At 72.1% G+C, this 17,331-nt stretch carries 16 protein-coding genes and 1 pseudogene; 9 read left to right on the top strand and 8 right to left on the bottom strand.

Annotated features, from left to right (window positions below; genetic code table 11):
- The first annotated feature begins 90 nt into the window (after positions 1-90).
- Positions 91-1,050 (top strand): endonuclease/exonuclease/phosphatase family protein, encoded by a 960-nt coding sequence (locus ACE1OA_RS01330; RefSeq protein ID WP_432752061.1) that lies wholly within the window; start codon positions 91-93, stop codon positions 1,048-1,050.
- A gap of 199 nt (positions 1,051-1,249) precedes the next feature.
- Positions 1,250-1,627, top strand: a complete 378-nt coding sequence (locus tag ACE1OA_RS01325; protein WP_432752060.1) for an FKBP-type peptidyl-prolyl cis-trans isomerase — start codon at positions 1,250-1,252, stop codon at positions 1,625-1,627.
- A gap of 156 nt (positions 1,628-1,783) precedes the next feature.
- Here the strand turns inward: ACE1OA_RS01325 and ACE1OA_RS01320 are convergent, their stop codons facing one another.
- The 5 genes from ACE1OA_RS01320 to ACE1OA_RS01300 all read right to left on the bottom strand — a co-directional run bounded on the left by ACE1OA_RS01320 (position 1,784) and on the right by ACE1OA_RS01300 (position 7,115).
- Positions 1,784-2,164 carry a hypothetical protein gene (locus ACE1OA_RS01320; RefSeq protein ID WP_356608901.1) on the bottom strand — a complete coding sequence of 127 codons (381 nt, stop codon included), beginning with the start codon at positions 2,162-2,164 and terminating at the stop codon, positions 1,784-1,786.
- Entirely contained in the window at positions 2,161-2,748 is a 588-nt protein-coding gene (locus tag ACE1OA_RS01315) for a TetR/AcrR family transcriptional regulator (protein ID WP_384867241.1), read from the bottom strand. Before ACE1OA_RS01315 ends, ACE1OA_RS01320 begins: the two co-directional genes overlap by 4 nt.
- An 88-nt stretch (positions 2,749-2,836) precedes the next feature.
- Positions 2,837-3,634: a hypothetical protein gene (locus tag ACE1OA_RS01310; RefSeq protein ID WP_432752059.1), complete on the bottom strand. Its 798-nt coding sequence runs from the start codon at positions 3,632-3,634 to the stop codon at positions 2,837-2,839.
- Between the two features lie 233 nt (positions 3,635-3,867).
- Positions 3,868-5,481, bottom strand: a complete 1,614-nt coding sequence (locus tag ACE1OA_RS01305; protein WP_386540521.1) for an alpha/beta fold hydrolase — start codon at positions 5,479-5,481, stop codon at positions 3,868-3,870.
- 14 nt (positions 5,482-5,495) lie between these two features.
- Positions 5,496-7,115 carry an alpha/beta fold hydrolase gene (locus tag ACE1OA_RS01300; protein ID WP_432752058.1) on the bottom strand — a complete coding sequence of 540 codons (1,620 nt, stop codon included), beginning with the start codon at positions 7,113-7,115 and terminating at the stop codon, positions 5,496-5,498.
- Positions 7,116-7,516: 401 nt separating this feature from the next.
- On the opposite strand from ACE1OA_RS01300, the gene ACE1OA_RS01295 reads away from it, so the two are divergent.
- The gene (locus ACE1OA_RS01295; protein ID WP_432752057.1) at positions 7,517-8,308 is read left to right on the top strand and encodes a PIG-L deacetylase family protein; all 792 of its coding nucleotides are present in this window, start codon (positions 7,517-7,519) and stop codon (positions 8,306-8,308) included.
- A gap of 85 nt (positions 8,309-8,393) precedes the next feature.
- On the opposite strand, the gene ACE1OA_RS01290 is transcribed toward ACE1OA_RS01295, so the two are convergent.
- Positions 8,394-10,760 (bottom strand): MMPL family transporter, encoded by a 2,367-nt coding sequence (locus ACE1OA_RS01290; RefSeq protein ID WP_432752056.1) that lies wholly within the window; start codon positions 10,758-10,760, stop codon positions 8,394-8,396.
- Positions 10,761-11,088: 328 nt separating this feature from the next.
- Here ACE1OA_RS01290 and ACE1OA_RS01285 point away from each other — a divergent pair, with 328 nt between their 5' ends.
- Positions 11,089-12,291 (top strand): sensor histidine kinase, encoded by a 1,203-nt coding sequence (locus ACE1OA_RS01285; RefSeq protein ID WP_432752055.1) that lies wholly within the window; start codon positions 11,089-11,091, stop codon positions 12,289-12,291.
- Positions 12,288-12,965 (top strand): response regulator, encoded by a 678-nt coding sequence (locus ACE1OA_RS01280; RefSeq protein ID WP_432752054.1) that lies wholly within the window; start codon positions 12,288-12,290, stop codon positions 12,963-12,965. The genes ACE1OA_RS01285 and ACE1OA_RS01280 overlap by 4 nt, the downstream gene beginning before the upstream one ends.
- A gap of 145 nt (positions 12,966-13,110) precedes the next feature.
- On the opposite strand, the gene ACE1OA_RS01275 is transcribed toward ACE1OA_RS01280, so the two are convergent.
- A complete protein-coding gene (locus ACE1OA_RS01275; protein WP_384867227.1) occupies positions 13,111-14,154 on the bottom strand; it encodes a helix-turn-helix domain-containing protein in 1,044 nt (347 codons plus the stop codon).
- A 164-nt stretch (positions 14,155-14,318) separates the two neighbouring features.
- On the opposite strand from ACE1OA_RS01275, the gene ACE1OA_RS01270 reads away from it, so the two are divergent.
- Complete coding sequence (locus ACE1OA_RS01270; RefSeq protein WP_356608919.1) at positions 14,319-14,732, top strand: peptidoglycan-binding domain-containing protein; 414 nt, start codon at positions 14,319-14,321, stop codon at positions 14,730-14,732.
- Between the two features lie 248 nt (positions 14,733-14,980).
- Positions 14,981-15,856 carry an MBL fold metallo-hydrolase gene (locus ACE1OA_RS01265; protein WP_384867225.1) on the top strand — a complete coding sequence of 292 codons (876 nt, stop codon included), beginning with the start codon at positions 14,981-14,983 and terminating at the stop codon, positions 15,854-15,856.
- A gap of 126 nt (positions 15,857-15,982) precedes the next feature.
- On the opposite strand, the gene ACE1OA_RS01260 is transcribed toward ACE1OA_RS01265, so the two are convergent.
- The gene (locus ACE1OA_RS01260) at positions 15,983-16,213 is read right to left on the bottom strand and encodes a hypothetical protein (protein ID WP_384867223.1); all 231 of its coding nucleotides are present in this window, start codon (positions 16,211-16,213) and stop codon (positions 15,983-15,985) included.
- A gap of 131 nt (positions 16,214-16,344) precedes the next feature.
- Between ACE1OA_RS01260 and ACE1OA_RS01255 the strand changes: the two genes are divergently transcribed.
- Together ACE1OA_RS01255 and ACE1OA_RS01250 are read left to right on the top strand one after the other, a co-directional pair.
- Complete coding sequence (locus ACE1OA_RS01255) at positions 16,345-16,914, top strand: hypothetical protein (protein WP_432752053.1); 570 nt, start codon at positions 16,345-16,347, stop codon at positions 16,912-16,914.
- A gap of 87 nt (positions 16,915-17,001) precedes the next feature.
- A pseudogene (locus tag ACE1OA_RS01250) lies at positions 17,002-17,259 on the top strand (Kelch repeat-containing protein); the annotation flags it as partial.
- Positions 17,260-17,331: the final 72 nt, after the last annotated feature.

Below are 17,331 nucleotides of genomic sequence, written 5' to 3'. Positions count from 1 at the left end.
CGCCGGGTCCGTGCGGAGCTCCCGCAGGTCCCCCGCGAACGCGCAACAGGCACCGAGGAAGATCGAAATTCCGTAACGGGAGGGTTTTTCATGCGAGGGTTCCGCACGGCGCGGCTGGCGGCGGCGGGTGTGTTGTTCGCCGTGATGCTGCCCGCGGCCACGGCACAGGCCGAGACCGCGAGCCCGACGTCTTACAACGTCTGGCAGTGGAACGTGGCGGGCAACACCTTCCACGGGGGCAGGAGCGATACCAACATGGTGTCCCTGGCGGCCTCTTCGATCGTGTACCGCAACGCGGACTTCGTCGCGTTCAACGAGCTGTGCAAAGGCCAGTTCGACGAGCTCGTGAGACAGCTCGCGGCGACGAACTGGCCCCAGGTCGAAACGAACTTCGCGCGCTTCGAGCCGAGCCGGCAGGCCAATACGGGTGTGTGCGGCGGTGCGGCGTTCGGGAACGCGATCTTCAGCAAGCGCCCGCTCGGCACCGCCGACCGGATCCCTCTCGCAGACGACGGCAACACGCTGGAGCGGCGCAACATGCTCTGCGCGCCGCTCACCGACGGTTCGGGAGTGCGGTTCTGCACCACGCACCTGACGACGGTCGACTCCTTCAAGTGGACGCAGCTCGGCGAGATCAACCAGAAGCTGGAAGCCTGGAGCGCGGCCGGCGAGAAGGTACTGATCTCCGGCGACTTCAACGTCGAGCCGGACTACCCGTCCATGAACAGCTTCTACGCGGCCACCGCGAACACGCCGCACAACGGCGGCAACGTCGGCGCCTACCGCGAGCTCGACGACAACGACGCCGGCAACTGCCCGGGTTACGGCGAACCGACCTCCAACACACCCCCCTCGCCCACCAACCCGACCCCGTGCGGCGGCAACCAGAAGATCGACCTGATCCTGGTCCGCGAGTCGGCACTCGCGGCCCCGGGCAGCTACAGCGCGGACGCCCTCACCACGTCGAAGGACTGCACCCCGGGAAGCAAGAACCCCGACGGGCTCTGCTCCGACCACCGCATCCTCACCGGCACGGTGACCCTGAGGTAGGCCACGGGGGTCGGCCGGTTCCGCACCCCCCGACCGATCGTGGGGTGCGCCCCGGCCGACCTCCAGCCGGATGCTCTCCCGGCGCACGCACCCGTGTCGCTCCCGGGCTGTGTCGGTAGCGTGATGATCTGCTGCATGGAGTGTCCATGCGTCCGGCTGGCCCGTGCGAGGGCTTCCGGTGGAGAGTGGTGAGGCTGGGATGAGTGACCTGACGAGGCCCGTGATCGATGTTCCGGAAGGGGACGCTCCAACCGAGCTGACGATCCGGGACCTTGTCGTCGGGGACGGGGCTGAGGCGAAGCCGGGCAGGGTCGTCCAGGTCCACTATGTCGGCGTGACCTTCGAGTCCGGAAGGGAGTTCGACGCCTCCTGGGACCTGGGCCTGCCGTTCAAGTTCGCCGTGGGCGGTGGCAGGGTCATCAAGGGCTGGGATCGGGGGGTGAGGGGCATGAAGGTCGGCGGCCGACGCGAGATCATCGTGCCCCCGCGTCTCGGCTACGGCAAGCAGTCGCCCTCGCCGTTGATCCCGGCGGGTTCGACGCTGGTCTTCGTGGTCGATCTGCTCTCGGTGGCCTGAGGGCGGGCCTTCTGCTGACCCGCCCTGGGCTCGACGTGTCCACCACGTCGACGACCGCGATCTCCGCCGGGCCCGGTGTGTGCCGACCTTCGACGGGTTCGAGGCCGCGGCCGCCGTGGCGGACGGCGGCGGCCGCGGGAGCGGTCCGGGGCGGGGCTACGCGGCACCCGCCGCCGCCAGTACCGCGACCGGCAGGAGCAGGATCCACTGCGGCAGGCGCAGCAGCGGCCTGGGCCAGCCGACGGACAGCGTGACGACCAGGAAGGCTGCCGCGTACGCGATGAAGTGAGCGGCCACGAACCACGCCACCAGGTCGGCCCCCGGCGTACTGCCCGTCAGGGAGAGGCGAAGCAGCACGAGTCCGGAGAGCACCAGGTCGACGCTCACCATGTGCCAGACGGCGTGCAGGACGCGCTTGGGTTCGTCCGCGATCCCGCAGGACAGCAGGGGGCGCACCACATCGCGGCGCCCGCCGACGATGTGCACCGCGGCCACGCCGAGCGCGGTGATCCCCGCTGCGAGAAGCCAGCCGTTCACCGGACCTCGATTCCTTTGGCCACGACTCCGGCAAGCAGTGCGGCCAGCTGCTGGTCAGGGTGCTCCCCGACCAGTCCCACGTGGAAGAACACGGCTCCTGCCAGCGTGTCCAGGACCAGGTCCACCGGCGTTTCCGCCGTGATCTCCCCGCGCAGCAGGGCGCGTTCGAAGACAACCAGCAGCCGTTCCTTCGACGGGGCCAGGAAGTCGCCGCGGATGCGCGCCTTCAGCTCCGGATCGGCGGCGAACTCGGCGAGCAGCCCGGGGAGTGCCGCGGCGGCGGCAGGCGCGTGGAACTCGTCGACCAGGCCCTGCAGCAGTACGGTCAGGTCCCCGGCCAGCGTTCCGGTGTCCGGGATCGGAGCATCGTCGGTGGTCGTGAAGACCGCCTCGAAGACCAACTCCGGCTTGCCCGACCACCGCCGGTAGATCGTGTCCTTTCCGACACCGGCCCGCGCGGCCACCGCCCCGATCGATGTCGCGGCGTAGCCGACCTCGACCACCAGCTCTGCCGTCGCGCCGATGATCGCCTCGTGCGATCGAGGATCCCTGGGACGCCCCCTGGAGGACGGAGAGGAACTCATGGCATTTACCATACGGGTCGACCCGTATGGAAAACAACAGGTCGATCGCGGCGACCGTGCCGCGGGGCGAAGGCCGACCGGGCTTCGTTCACACGTGCACGCGGTAGTTCATGAACCAGTGGGTGTCGAAGTAGCGGGCCATGGTGAAGGGGTGGTCCGGTTCGAGGAGGATGCGGCAGACGAACTCTGCGGTCCGGCAGTCGAAGGGGACGTTCTCGCCGTCGAACGTCTGAACCGTGACCGGCCAGAGGTCGGGGTCGCCTTCGTCCATCTGCCAGCAGTACAGGTTCTTGTGCTCGGTGCCCGCCCAGATCAGCAGGCCGTCCTTCCTGAGGTCGGTCCACGGTTCCTGGTTCAGGTGCAGGTAATCGTCGAAGGCGCCTTCCCCGAACGTCTCCACCATGCGTTTGTAGTCGCCGGGAAGACACGTGCCCAGGCGCGCTTCGGTCTCCGCCCAGTCGATGTCGGGCCGCTGTGGGGGCAGGGTCCAGCCGGTGATGCCGATGAGCCGTTCGACCCAGTCCTCGTCCTGACCGGTCGTCCCCGCGGGCGGAACTCGTATCCGCCGCGGGGTGATGACCAGCACCGGCACGACATCGCCTTGCTCGTCCTGTGCGGTCCCAGCGCCGATCCACTGTCCTGCATGGGCCCAGGCGAGCATCGTCTCGCCCCGGTCCGCGAGGAGGTCGAGGAGACCCGCGCCACAAGCCTCGTCCACGCCCGGGTCCGTGATGCCGTCGAGGACCAGGGGGCGTGGTGCCCCGTGACGGGAGGCCAGTTTCTCGACGAGCGCATGGGGGTCGATGTCCTGCGACAGGTACAGGATCCCGCTCGGTTCGGTGAGCCGGGCCAGCAGGTCGTTGAGCATCGAATGAGTGAACTCCATGGAGGACAGGAAAGCGCACGGCACCGACAAGGGCCTGGGTTCCCACGTCGATGACGCTCGGTCCGAAGAAGCGACGGCAGCGGCGCCCCCGCTGAGCCCGGAATGCATGGCCCTGGAGCGGCGTCGACGGAGGGCTGCCGGATCGGCCCGCACGGCAGGGGCCCGCATCCCCCAGCGGGATGCGGGCCCCCGCCGTGCGGGCACCGTGGCCGGCGGTCGCCGCCGGGGGCGCCTTACGGTGCGATCTCGAACTGCGGCGGCTGCAGTCCCGCCAGGCAGCTGGTGTCCGGCGCGGTCGGCCGGGCGAAGAACGACGTGGTGATCGTCTGCGCGCACCGCGAGTCGGCGAACACCACGTGGGCGACGTAGGGGACCGTGACGGCGGTCGAGCGACGCAGCGTGCGGGCGACGTACGCCCCGTTGCTCGGCGCCGTCTGGGCGTCGAACCCGCCGGACAGCGCGAGGGTCGGGATGTCGCTGCGGGTCACGTCCCGGACCGACCGGGGCGCCGGGGGGACGTCCCAGGCGCGGCAGTCGTCGTGGAGCCAGGCGAGCTGCGGCGCGTTGGCCAGCATCGACCGGGGGAACGACGGGAACGCGCGGCGCCCGCCCCGGATGATGTCCGCCCGGCTCTCGTACGGGGTCCACTGGCTGCAGAAGACGCCGTAGACCAGCCCGTGGGCGACCCTGCCGATCGCCTGCGGGCTGTACTTGCCACCCGCGAGCTGCTCGGCGATCCGCTGCGGGTTGCCGTGGGCCAGTTCGTCGATGGAGCGCGGCACACCGGCCGCCACGTGGGTGGCCGAGGTCAGCCAGGTGACCAGGTTGCCCCCGTCCAGCACGACCTTCACCGGCTCCGGGTGGACCGGGACCGTGACGGTGGTGGTGACCGGGTGGGCCTCCAGCTCGCTGACGAGGCGGAGGAAGGTCGCCTTGAGGTTCGGGTAGCGGGTGTTGCAGGCGGGCTGCTCCTCGCACGCCTTGAACAGGCCGTCGAAACCCTCTCGTGCGGCCTTCCAGGTCACCGCCCCGCCGGCGATGGACGGCGGCAGGACGCCGTCGATGCCGACCGAGCGGATGCCCTTCGGGTGCAGACGCATGTAGTTGAGCGCCAAGTGGGTGCCGTAGGAGATCCCGAAGACGTTCCACTTCCTGACACCCAGCGTCTTGCGCAGGGCGTCGTAGTCGGCCGAGCTCTCGATGTCGTTGTAGGTGCTGCGGTCGGCGCCCTTGGCGTCCACGCGGTCGCGGCAGGTCCGGGTCGCCTCGACGTGCAGGCGCCCGGTGGACGGCGCGTTGGAGACGAGGCCGAGGGCACGGGCGTTGAACCGGTCGATGTTCGGGCAGGTGAGCTCCGGGTCGGCCGAGTAGGTGCCGCGCTGCGACATGAAGACCACGTCGCGATCGCGGTTCAGGTTGCCGGCGAGCGCCATCGGGATCTCGGAGACCGCGTCGTCGCCGGGGCCGCCGGCGAACCACACGATCGGGTCGGGCGCGGGGCTGCTGCTCTCCGCGGGCATGATCGCGACAGCGAGGGTGATCGTGCGTCCGTGGTGCCCCCAAGGCCCCTTGGGTCTGGCCGGGGAACGCTTCTCGGGCACGGTGAGGGTGCCGCAGCGGGCGCGCGCGAGATCGGGGATCGGGTCCGCCGTCCTGGGGCAGGGACCCGGTTCGAAGCGGGCGTCGCCCACCGTACGGGCGACCGTGCCGATCGGGCCGTCGGTGCCGGACCGGGCGTGTGCGGGCATGGCGGCCAGGCCGACGACGAGGGCGCCGGCCGCGGCTCCGGCCAGCGTGGCCGGGAGCCGTCTCGCGCGGCGCCGGCTGGGGGTCGTACTCGGGGACATCGTGCGTACTCCGGTCAGGGGATGAGGGTGAACGGCTTGGGTTCGACTCCCGGCACGCAGCCGGTGTCGGGGGCGGTCGGCCGCTCCAGGAAGGAGAGCAGGACCGACGCGGCGCAGGTGTTCTGCGGCACCACCCAATGGGTGATGCCGGGAATCACCACGGCGGTCGAGCGCGGCAGCGTACGGCCGGCGAACGGCCCCCAGCTCGCCCCGGTCTTCGCGTCGAAGGTCCCGCTGATGATGAGCGCGGGCACCTTGCTGCGGGTGGCCACCCGCTGGACCGCGGTGCGGTCCGGGACGTTCCAGACGCGGCACAGGTCGTGCTCGAAGGGCAGCTGCGGTGCGTGCGCCAGCACGGAGTCCGGCCATCCGGGGAAGGCCCGGCGACCCGCCGTCAGGACGTCGCGCTTCGAGAAGCCCGGGGCCCACTCGGCGCAGGCCACCGAGTGCGTCAGCCCGTGGGCGAACTCGCCGACGGCGGGCGTCGCGCCGGCGGCCTGGGCCCGCGCGAAGCGTTCCGGATTGCCGGCGGCGAGTTCGTAGAGCGCCGCGGGGACGTCGGCGGACGGGACCAGGGCGCCGTCGGCGACCAGCAGGTTCACCAGCGTGCCCCCGTCGAGGACGACCTTCACCGGGGTGCCGCCACCAGGCGGCGGTACGGTCAGCCTCAGCGGGTTCGCCTCCAGCCGCCGGACCTGCTCCGTGAGCGTGCGGGAGAGCTCCGGGTAGCGGGACTTGCAGGCGGGCTGGGCTTCGCACGCCGCGAAGATCGCGTTGATCCCCTCCTGGGCGCTGTCCCAGGCCCACGGCAGGCTCACGATCTGCGGCGGCACGACCGAGTCGATCGCCAGCGAGCGGATGCCCTGGGGGTGCCGGCGGAGATAGGTGAGGCCCAGGTCGGTGCCGTAGGAGTAGCCGTAGACGTTCCACTTCTTGATGCCCAGGGTCTTGCGGAGGGCGGCGAAGTCCGCGGCGTTCTCGGTGGTGTTGTAGGCCGCGAGGTCGTTTCCCTCGGCCGTCAGGCGGTTCCGGCACTCCTTCGCCGCCCGTACCAGCCCCCGTCCGGTGGACGGCGCGTCGTAGGGCAGGCCGACGGCGGTCGCGTTGAACCGGTCCATCTCCGGGCAGGCGAGGTTCGGTTGTGAGTGGAGGGTGCCGCGCTGGGCCATGACGATCAGATCGCGGTCGCGGTTCACGCCGGAGTCGATCAGGAAGGGGATGGCTCCGAACGCGTCTCCGCCGGGGCCCCCTTCCATGAACACCACGGGGTCCGGGGCCGGTGTCTTCGATGCAGCCGGGATGGTGGCGACGGCCAGCCGGATGGTCCGTCCCTTGCGGAGCTTGCGGTTCTCGGGAACCTCCAGGAAGCCGCACCGCCCGGGGACCGGGACGGGCGTCTGGGGGCAGGGACCCGGCACGAACCGTGCCGGAGGCCCGCCGTTGGGCGGCGACTGGGCGCTGCTCGGCGCGGTCCCGACCGCACCGAGGACGCCCAGACAGGCGGCGAGGAGCGCCGCCTTCGTACGCGCGCCCCGGCCGAGTCGTGGTGGGATGTGCCGAGCTCGGCTCCGTGCGGCCGTCCCGGTCCCGGCGCGGGAGGGCAGGGGCCCGGGACCGATGTCGTGTTCCGCCATGTGATCTCGTCTCTCTGACGTCCCTGGCCACTCCGGTCGGGGGACGGTTGGCATGGCCGCGCCCCGCAGCATGGCCGGGCAGGGCGCGTACGCCAGCCTGCGTTCGGGCCTGGGCTTCCACCACTCGTCGCCTCCACTTGGAGCAGCCCCGTCGGGCGGTCCCCGGTCACCCGGGCGGCCGGGGGCGGAGCCACCCCCGCTGCGGCGGCGGTCTCTCCGCCGTGGGCCCGAGGCAGGCGGCGCGGACCCACTGGTTCGTCAGGTGCCCGGGGGGTGGAGCGAGGCGGGCGGCCCGGTGGACCGGGAAGCCGCGCACGCCGTGGGCCCGATGTCGTCGGCCCTTCGCGGGTTCGGGCGCGCGCCTCGGTGTCAGGACGGTTCCTCAGGGCCAGTATCAGAAGATGACGACGCGAGATGACACGGGCCCGTTCGGCCCGCAGGGCGCGCTCCCGCCGCTGCCGGAGGACTGGGAGAGGTGCCTGGCCGTGGCGGCCCATCCGGACGACATCGAGTACGGCACGGCCTCGGCCGTCGCCCGCTGGACCTCCCAGGGGAAACGGGTGACCTATCTCCTGGTCACCCGCGGGGAGGCAGGTATCGACAGCATGCACCCCGTCCAGGCGGGGCCACTGCGCGAGGCCGAGGAGCGTGCCGGCGCCCGCGAGGTCGGCGTGAGCACGGTGGAGTTCCTCGACCATCCCGACGGCGTCGTCCAGTACGGGCCCGACCTGCGCCGCGACATTGTGCGGGCCATCCGGCGGCACCGGCCCGAGATCGTGGTGACCGGGGCTTTCACCGTACGGATGATCGCCGGTGTCACCAACCAGGCCGACCACCGTGTGGTGGGCCTCGCGGCCCTGGACGCCGCGAGGGACGCGGGCAACCGATGGATCTTCCCCGAACTGGGAGACGAGGGACTCGAACCGTGGGGCGGAGTCCGCCTCGTGTGCATGGCCGGGCCCGAACGGCCCACCCATGCCGTGGACGTCACGGGAGAGCCGCTGGAACGCGGCATCGCCTCCTTGTCCGCGCACGCCGAGTACACCAGGGGACTGGGGGAGCAGGGCTTCGAACCCCGCGCCTTCCTGACCTGGGCAGCGCGCATGGCCGGCCCCGCGCTCGGCGTCGAGGCGGCCGTCCCCTTCGAGGTGTACCAGTTGATGTCCGACGGAAAGCCACCGTGGGAGGAGTAGGGACCAGTCCGGACAGCCGGCCCGCCGCGCTGGACGCGGCGGGTCCGGCGGCCACCGGCCGGCCCGGAGACGCGTCGTCTCCTCGTCACCCGTCGTCGTGCGCCGTCCGCCGCGCGGTCCGGTGGACCAGCCGGTCGGCCGTACGGGACGGCCCGTCGGCGTCCGCGGGGCCGTACACGGCGCTCGCCTCCTCCCCGGTCCCGACCGATGTACCGAGAGGGGCGTGCCCCGGGTACGCGCGCGGGTGACCGACGGAGACGCCCTCGGGTTCCGTCGAGGCCGACCCGGTGCGCCTCGCGCTCCCGGCGGAGCCCCCGCGCATCGGCCACCACATCCCGCGCCCCAGCAGCGCCGCGGCCGCCGGCACCAGCAGCAGGGACAGGACGAAGGCGGAGAGCAGGATGCCCAGCGCCGTCGCGAAACCGATCTGCCGCGTGGAAGGGTCCGCGTTCACGCCGAGGCTGCCGAAGGAGGCCGCCAGCACGACGCCCGCCGTGGCGATCGCCGGCGCCGTGTGGCGTACCGCGCGGGCCACGGCCGCGCGGGTCGACCCCGCGCGGGCCATCTCCTCCCGGAGCCGGTCGCTGATGAGGATGTTGTAGTCGGTGCCCAGGGCCACCACGAACAGGAACAGCACCAGCGGCAGGACGAAGTTCACGCCCGGCTCGCCGCCCAGGTGCTGGAAGGCCAGCGCCGAGGCGCCGAACGTCGCCGCGAAGCACAGTCCGACCGCGAGCATCAGCACGGCCGGAGCCGCCAGGCTGCGCAGCAGCACCAGCAGGATCAGGGCGATCAGCGCCGCCGCCACCGGGAACACGGTCCGCAGGTCCTCGTCGACCGCCGTCGCCACATCGGCGAACACGGCCGCCGTGCCACCCACATGGGCCGTCGACCCGGCCGGCGTCGCCTTGCGGACGGCTTCGCGCACCGGGCCCGCCACCAGGTCGCGAGCGCGCTGGCTCTGCGCGTCCTCCGTCAGGTACGCGTCCCACCGGACGGCGGTGCGGTCGGCGCTGAACACGGGGGAGCCGACCCGGCCCACGCCCTCCACCTGGGCCAGGGCGCGAGGCAGGCCGCCGAGCGCGGCGACGTCCAGCGCCCGGCCGTCCCCGGCGGTGACGTACACCGTCGTCGGATCGGACACTCCCGACGGCAGGACGCGGGCGATCTCCCGCGCCGTCGCCGCGGCCGCCGTGTCGCGCGGAGCGCCGCCGGTGCTGAAGTCCATCTGCACGCCCGTCGCCCCGACCGCGAGAGCACCGAGGAGAGCGACCGACGCCGTGAGCACCAGCAGCGGGCGACGCGCCACCAGCTCGCCGGTCCGGCCGGCCAGACCCGGCCGCTCGGCCTTCTTCAGGCTCCGCGACGGCCAGAACATGCGCCGCCCCGCCACCGCGAGCAGCGCCGGCATCAGGGTCAGACTCGCCACGAGCATCACCAGCACGGACACCGCCACCGCGGGGCCGAGCACGCGGAACTGACCGAACCTGGCCACACCGAGGGTGGCGAAGGCCGCCACGATCGTCAGGGCCGCCGAGGTCACCGCGGTGCCGACCCGGCCGGCCACGTCCGCGGCCACCACCCGGTGGTGCGCCTCCGGGCGCCGTCGCAGTTCCTCGCGGAAGCGGAACAGCAGGAACAGGAAGTAGTCGACGCCGATGCCGAGCAGCACGGTGCCGATCAGGCCAGGGGTGCCGGGGTCCAGGTCGAAGCCGGTGAGCAGGGCCGCTCCCACGACCGTACCGGCCGCCGCTCCACCCACCACGGACACGGCGAACAGCGGGATCAACGCGGCCAGGACACTGCGGAACACCAGCACGTTGACCAGCACGATCAACCCCACCATGAGCGCACCGACCACCGTCTGCGTGGTCTTCTCCGCGTCCGCTCGGTCCACGGTGTCCGCCAGGCCCCCGGTGAACCCCGTGCGCAGCCCGGCATCGCCGAACTCCTTCTCGGCACGGTCGCTGAAGGCCCGATAGAGCGCGTGCAGGCCCGGGTCGGTCGGATTGCCCCGCAACCGGGCGCTCAGCAGCGCGAACGACCCGTCGGGCGCGGTCATCGACAGCGCCACCCGGGGGACCTGGGAGTAGTCCCTGGAGAGCCCCGGGATCTGTTCGTCGGCCCACGGCATCTTCACGTGCTCGGCGCTCAGCCTGCGCGCCACCTCGCCCACACGGCGCCGGTCCGAGTCGGCCAGCGGCCTGCCGTCGCGCCGGGCCACCAGCACCGTCACCACGTCGGCGCCGGGCTCCGCGCCGAACTTCTCCTCGGCGACCCGCAGCGCCGCGGCCGCGTCGTACTCCGCAGGCAGGAAGCCGGCGCTGTCGGTCTGCGTCACGCGGAAGACCAGCACCTGGCCCAGGACGGACACGAAGATGCCGATCACCGCCCACAAGGCGATGACCCGCCAAGGTCTGCGGGTCGAGAAACCGGTCAGGGCACGGATCACGGAAGTCCTCCGGTACGAGTGCGCGTACGGGATCGGCGTACGCGGTGGTGAGCACGGCGCCGCGGATACCCGGGCGCCCCGTGCCGGGCGACTTCCGGCACGTGTCCAGCACATCAGCGCCATCCGGTCCGGACCTCGGAGCCGGGAACGAGAATCCGCCTGGGAGCACGGCCCTCCACCACCCCTCGGCTGGGACCCTGCTCCCAGCCGCCGCTCACTCCCGCTCCCGACCCGGCGCCGCGAACCGGGCTGACACAATGGATCACCGACGGACAAGCCGCAGCTCAGCAGGCCAGTGCGGTGATCACAGGGAGAACGCGGGGGCGACATGAAACGGCGCGAGAGCGCAGCGAAGCGGGGCCGGGCATCGCAGGGGGCGGCCCCGCGACGCGGTGGCCCCGACCTGTGGAGCCGGCACGACGGGCTCGTCGCCGTCGGGGCCGCGGCCGTCGACCTGGTCGGCTTCACCGTCACCAGCCAGATGGACCAGGGCCGCGTCCCCGCGGCCGGCTGCCTGGTCGTGGCCGCCGCCTCCCTGTTCCTGCTCGCGCGCCGCCGCGCCCCGCTCGGCGTCCTCGTGGGCGTCCTGGCGACGAACCTGTCGCTCAACTGGTTCAGCGCCGTCGGCCAGCACTACGGCGCCGCCACCGTCGTCGCCCTCTTCACGGTCGTACGTCACCACCGTGCCGTCGTCAGCGCCCTCGCCGTCGTCGGGCACGTCGCGGTGCTCCAGCTCGTGCACCCGGCCCTGCCCTCCCCCTCCCTGCTCGACCTCGCGGCCAACGCCGCCTCCGCGCTGCTGGTGGCCGGCACCGCCGTCGCCGTGGGCCGCTGGCAGCGCAACGCCGAGACCCACCGGCAACTCCTCGCCGACCGCGCGGTCGCCGACGAACGACGCCGGATCGCCCGCGAGCTGCACGACATCGTCGCCCACCACCTGACCACGATGCAGCTGCTCGCCGGCGGCGCCCGCGCCAACCTCGAGCGGTCTCCCGCGACCGCCCGGGAGGCCCTCGTCACCCTCGAAGGCTCCGGCCGCACCGCCCTGCACGAGATGCGCCACCTGCTCGACGTCCTGCGCGCGGGCGACGAACGCGACGAGGGAGAGGGCACCGCGCCGCAGCCCGGCATCGCCGACCTCGAACGAGTCGTCGAGGACAGCCGCCGCTCCGGCCTGCCCACCACCCTCACCAGCGACGGCGACACGCGGACTCTGCCGCCCAGCGTCGCCCTCGCCGTGTTCCGCATCGTCCAGGAAGCCCTCACCAACGCGCGCAAGCACGCCGGCCACGGCGCGAAGGTGGACGTCCGCCTCAGCTACGCGCCCCGCGAGGTGCGCGTCACCGTCACCGACGACGGCCCACGTCCCGAACACCCCTCCGCACGAGGCTCCGGCTACGGCCTCATGGGAATGCGCGAACGCGTCGCCCTGCACGGCGGAACCCTGCACGCCGGGCCCGGCGACAGCGGTGGCTTCACCGTCCGGGCCCGGTTGCCTCTGCGCCCCGAACACGAGGAGGCGTACGCGTGACCGCGCCCGCCACCGTCCTCATCGCCGACGACCAGCCCCTGGTACGCCGCGGCCTCGCCCTGATGCTCGCCCCCGAACCGGACTTCCAGGTCGTCGCCGAAGCCGCCGACGGTGCCGATGCCGTACGCCTGGCCCATGAACACCGACCCGACGTGGTCATCATGGACATCCGCATGCCGGTCCTCGACGGCATCGCCGCGACCGAGCGTCTCGTCGCCGAACTGCCCGACTGCCGCGTCCTCGCCCTGAGCACCTTCGACATGGACGAGCACGTCGTGGCCGCTCTGCGTGCCGGGGCGTACGGCTTCCTGCCCAAGGACATCTCACCCGAGGACCTGGTCGCGGCCCTGCAGGTGGTCCGCGACGGCGAGGCGATTCTCGCCCCCAGGCTCCTCACCCGCCTCATCTCCTCGCACGTCAAGGCCCCCATCCACCCCACGTCGCCCCGGGTGCCGTCCGGTGCCGAAGGACTCACGCCGCGCGAGAGGGAGGTGTGGCGGCTGATCGCCGCCGGACTGGACAACACGGAGATAGCCGAACGGCTCGGCGTCAGCGCGTCCACCGTGAAGAACCACATCACCGGCCTCTTCGCCGGGCTCGGCGTCCGGGACCGGGCCCAGGCGGTCATCGCCGCGTACGAGACGGGCCTGGTGACGGCGCGACGGGAATCGTGACCCGTGCCGGGCTTCCGTGGCGGACGGACGAACTCCGGCGAGTCCCGTGCGCACGGCCCGTAATGCGTCCGGCGCGTGCGCGAGTACGAGCAGAATCCCGTCCGCTGGACCGGGAAGCCCTCGCGTCCTGCCGTGTGTCGTGGGATCAGGCGGGGGCCATGTCCGCCCCTCCGGGCGACTGTCGCATTGCCAGAGCGGGTGCGAAGGGATCGGCCCTGATCAGCGCCGCGCCGAGTGGGGTGAGGGTGTGCAGCACCCGGTTCGCCGAGCGCCGGCTGTTGATCAGTCCGGCGTCGCGCAGTGCGGAGGTGTGCTGAGTCGCGGCCGAGGCGGAGATCCCCACCGCTCGGGCGAGTTCACCCGTGGTCGCCCCCGCCGCGCAGGCATGGAGGATGCCGGCACGACTCCGGCCGACGACTCCGGCCAGGGCCGCCATGGCGGCCGGCGCCGGGACCCGTTCGCAGCTCGGCATCCCGTCGAGGACCGAATACACGACGACCGGCGGCAACTCGGGATCGGCGATGGGCACGGGCGAGCCCCAGCAGAAGTACGAGGGCACGAGCAGCAGCCCGCGGCCGGCCAGATGAAGATCCCGGTCGCCGCCGAGCGCGCTCACATGGAGGACCGGCGGCTCCCACCGCATGGTCGGACGCAGGCTCCGGAGAAGCCCGTCGATGCCCTCGGTGAGCAGGGCGCGGGTCCGGAGACACCGCTCAGCCTCCAGGGTCGCCTGGACATGGTCGGCCTGGGGCGCGACGACGGCGTTGTAGTAGGCCCGTAACACCCGCACCAGCTCCGTGCGGATCTCCGGCTCGGCGAGGCGGGGCGCCCATGGGGGAGCGCCGGTCACTCGGGCCAGCATCTCCACTTCCTGCAGCACCTGAGGGGCCGGTGTGGACAGGATCGCGTCCACACCGGCCTCCCAGCCGCCGCCCCCGGCGGCCGGCGTGAGGAAATCGGGGAAATAGGCCGCCCGCGGGAAAAGCGGTAACAGCATGGTGCGTACAGCCGTTTCGAGCCCTTGCTCGCGAAGCCGGCTCCGTGCCGTGCGATGCCATTCGGCATAAGCCCAGCGCCCGCGGCGCGTCTGGAATCGATGCAGGCTGGAGGCGATCTCCCAGAACGGGTCCGCGGCGGCAGCCACCCGCGTACGCCCGAGATCGGCATCGGTGAAATGAATGCGGAGCATGCAGTTCCCCCCGATTGCCGTGCGTCTTTTACATACGGCGAAACATGATGGCTGCCGCCGATCACGGCTGACAAGGTTCGCCGTATAGCACACGCAGTTCCGTCGCCCCGCCGCCGGCGGCCCGGCGGCGTCCTTCCTGCCCGATTCCCGAAAAGGAGATCCCTGTGCGCAAGCCCGTCAACGCACTGCTCGCGACCGTCCTGGCGCTGGGAAGTGCCGGAGCGATGGCGCTCGGCTCAGCCGCACCGGCTGCGGCGGCCAACCCGACGTGCAACTGGAGCGCCAAGTACTACGGAGCCTGGGTGCCCAACTACGGCACGACCAGCGTCAACGTCAACTGCGCCCTCTCCCAGGGCGTCATGAACAGCGTCGCGGTGGGCACGCTGCAGGAGACGCTCAACATGTGCTACGGCGAAAGGCTCGTGGTGGACCAGGACTTCGGGGCCGCCACCGACGCCGCGCTGCGCCGCGCCCAGCAGAAGGCCGGGACCACGGTGGACGGCGATTACGGTCCGCTCACCCGGAAGGCCATCAAGCACAAGCCCGTCAGCGGCACCACGTGCGTCCGCGTCCCCTGACATCGCCGGTGACGCCCCGTCGACAGGGTGACGTGGTTCGGTGATCCGGGCTTCGGCCGCCGCTGCGCCCCGCCGACCTGATGGTCGGCGGGGCGCAGTACGTGAGACCGGCCGACGCCGCTCCACGCTGCCGCGTGCGGGCAACCGGCCGATTCCGGTTGCTACCCTCGTCGCCGAGGCGTGCACGGGCCTCACCTGGGCACATTGCGGCGCACCCTTCAGGACGGCGACGCGGACGAGGGGACACCATGGGCTCCCGGATCTCACCGATCGACTTCGCCGACGCGCCGGCCCGGCCTCGGCCGCTCGATGTGCGGTGGATCCACGGCTCGCCGTCGGCCAAGCACAACACCGACCCCGACATCCAGGTGCACGCCTACGACGAGCACACGTTCATCCTCCGGCAGAATATGGCGATCGACTACGAGGCGCCCTTCCTCTTCCTGCTCATGGGAAACACACGAGCGGTGCTGATCGACACCGGTGCCACCGCCTCCCCCCGGTTCCTTCCGCTGCGCCGCGTGGTCGACGAACTCGTCCGGTCCTGGCTCGCTCGTCATCCTCGGGCCGACTACCAGCTGCTGGTGCTGCACACGCATCCGCACGGCGACCATGTCGCGGGAGACGGCCAGTTCGCCGACCGCCCGGACACGACGGTGGTCGGCGCGGAACGCGCTGCCGCCTGGCCGTACTTCGGATTCGACGACCGCCCCGAGTCGGTCGCCCAGGTCGATCTGGGCGGCCGCGTGCTGGAGTGCCTGGCCACCCCGGGCCACCATGACGCTTCGGTGACGTTCTACGACCGGTGGACCGGGATCCTCCTGACCGGGGACACCGTCTACCCGGGCCGGCTCTACATTCAGGACTGGCAGGCCTTCCGCCGGACGATCGACCGTCTCATCGACTTCTGCGACGAGCGGACGATCACCCACATTCTCGGATGCCACATCGAGATGACCCGCCGCCCGGGCGTGGACTACCCCGTCCGCACCGTGTACCAGCCCGAGGAACCACCCCTGCAGATGACCACCGGCCATCTCCACGAGATCCGGGCGGCGCTCGACGAGATCGGCGACCAGCCCGCCCGGCGGGCCTTCCCGCTGTTCATCCTCTGCCCCACCTGACGAACCGGACCTGACAACAGCCGTCGCCCGCGGTCCGCTGAGTTCGACGCCCGAGGCGCGCGGCACGGTCGTACGGACGCGCGCCCGCACGTGGGCGTCGCTGGATCCACGACATCGCCCGCGACCTCACCAGTGGGATGGCCGCCGCGCCTTCCCCGGACGGCCGACCACCGCGGGGGCGCCGGCGACCCCGGCGCCCCGCCCCGCCAGGCGCGGCCCGGCGACCTCCCGCGCGAAGCGCGTCTTCGCGTCAGCGCTCGTGTCCCCGCTGTCGGTGATCTGCTTGACGATCACCAGCCGCTGGTCGGCCAGCCACACCCGCCAGGGGGGCCGTCCCCGGGCGTCGAACCATTCCACATTCGGTAACGCTGCACTAACCTTGTGTCATGCAGACGGTGGGGGTGGACCGTTCGAATCCCGATGTGATCGACCTGGTTCTCCAGGAGGGAGGCGGGTCTCTCCGGCACGCCGCCAGGAGTTCGCTCGGAATGGTGCGCGCTCTGCCCTTGTGGGCCGCGATCGGGGTGCTGTGCACCCTGCCGGTCTACATCGTGATGCTGTTCGCTGGTGCAGGGTGGGGTCCGGTCTGGGCGGTCGCCGGGGTCGTGGGCGCTGTGGGCGCCGTCTTCGGGGCGCTCGCGGGGGCATGTCTGGCCTTCCTGGACGTGCATCGGCTCCGGTTCTCGCCCGCCACGATGCCGGCCACCGTCGCGCTGGTCCGGGGCGCCCGCACGGGCCGGCCGAGGCCGCTCGCCAAGGTACGACGGATCCGGATCGACCACTCGGTCGAGGAGCCGTACGACGGGGACCCGCTGCCTGAGTCCGTCACGATCACCCTGACCGTCCAACTGCAGCACGGCCGGACCCGGTCCACATTGCTGAGCCCGGAAACCGACACCGTCGCTCTGCACCGGGAGTTGCACCAGGCTCTCACCCCCGTCGTCCAGGTGGACCTGTTCGTCCGGCACCACCGGCGGCCCAAGCCGCTGCCCCCGGACCCACACAGGAAGATCGCCTGGGACGCGCTCGGTCGCGGCACCGGCGCCGGAGGCTGCTGAGGTCCGGCCACCGTCGGCCACGCTCCTTCGGCCCGGTCCGGCGCGGCCACGACCGCGACGACCTGCCCGCCCGGGCAGAGCGGAACCTGCCTCTACACGGTGGGAGGCGGGAACATCGTGAACGGACCTCCCCTGGGGACTGTCCAGTCGTACAACCCCGTCTCGAACCTCTGGACGGAACTGCCTCCGCTGCCGACCCCTCGCTTCGGCCTCGCCGCGGCCGCCACGGCGTGTCCCGTCGGCGTGGCCGGCAACTGCGTCTACGCATCCGGCGGTTCGACCGGCATCGGCGACGTCAGGGGCACACTGGAAGCCCTCGACCCTCCGGCCCCGTCGACGCTCTGAACGCGGGCGGAAGATCAGGTGCCCGGCCTCATCACGAGGCCGGGCACCGGCCGTTGCCGGGCCGCCCGCGCC

The sequence above is a fragment of the Streptomyces sp. JL2001 genome (assembly GCF_050917515.1).
Classification (GTDB): Bacteria; Actinomycetota; Actinomycetes; order Streptomycetales; family Streptomycetaceae; genus Streptomyces.
The sequence above is the reverse complement of the archived record's forward strand: the minus strand, read 5'-3'. Positions and strand labels throughout refer to the sequence as shown.

Coding starts and splice junctions, on each gene's coding strand:
- ACE1OA_RS01315 (WP_384867241.1), bottom strand. CDS start 2,748: ATGAGTTCCTCTCCGTCCTCCAGGGGGCGTCCCAGGGATCCTCGATCG.
- ACE1OA_RS01275 (WP_384867227.1), bottom strand. CDS start 14,154: ATGCTCCGCATTCATTTCACCGATGCCGATCTCGGGCGTACGCGGGTG.
- ACE1OA_RS01325 (WP_432752060.1), top strand. CDS start 1,250: ATGAGTGACCTGACGAGGCCCGTGATCGATGTTCCGGAAGGGGACGCT.
- ACE1OA_RS01300 (WP_432752058.1), bottom strand. CDS start 7,115: ATGGCGGAACACGACATCGGTCCCGGGCCCCTGCCCTCCCGCGCCGGG.
- ACE1OA_RS01255 (WP_432752053.1), top strand. CDS start 16,345: ATGGTGCGCGCTCTGCCCTTGTGGGCCGCGATCGGGGTGCTGTGCACC.
- ACE1OA_RS01305 (WP_386540521.1), bottom strand. CDS start 5,481: ATGTCCCCGAGTACGACCCCCAGCCGGCGCCGCGCGAGACGGCTCCCG.
- ACE1OA_RS01330 (WP_432752061.1), top strand. CDS start 91: ATGCGAGGGTTCCGCACGGCGCGGCTGGCGGCGGCGGGTGTGTTGTTC.
- ACE1OA_RS01265 (WP_384867225.1), top strand. CDS start 14,981: ATGGGCTCCCGGATCTCACCGATCGACTTCGCCGACGCGCCGGCCCGG.
- ACE1OA_RS01295 (WP_432752057.1), top strand. CDS start 7,517: ATGACGACGCGAGATGACACGGGCCCGTTCGGCCCGCAGGGCGCGCTC.
- ACE1OA_RS01310 (WP_432752059.1), bottom strand. CDS start 3,634: ATGGAGTTCACTCATTCGATGCTCAACGACCTGCTGGCCCGGCTCACC.
- ACE1OA_RS01285 (WP_432752055.1), top strand. CDS start 11,089: ATGAAACGGCGCGAGAGCGCAGCGAAGCGGGGCCGGGCATCGCAGGGG.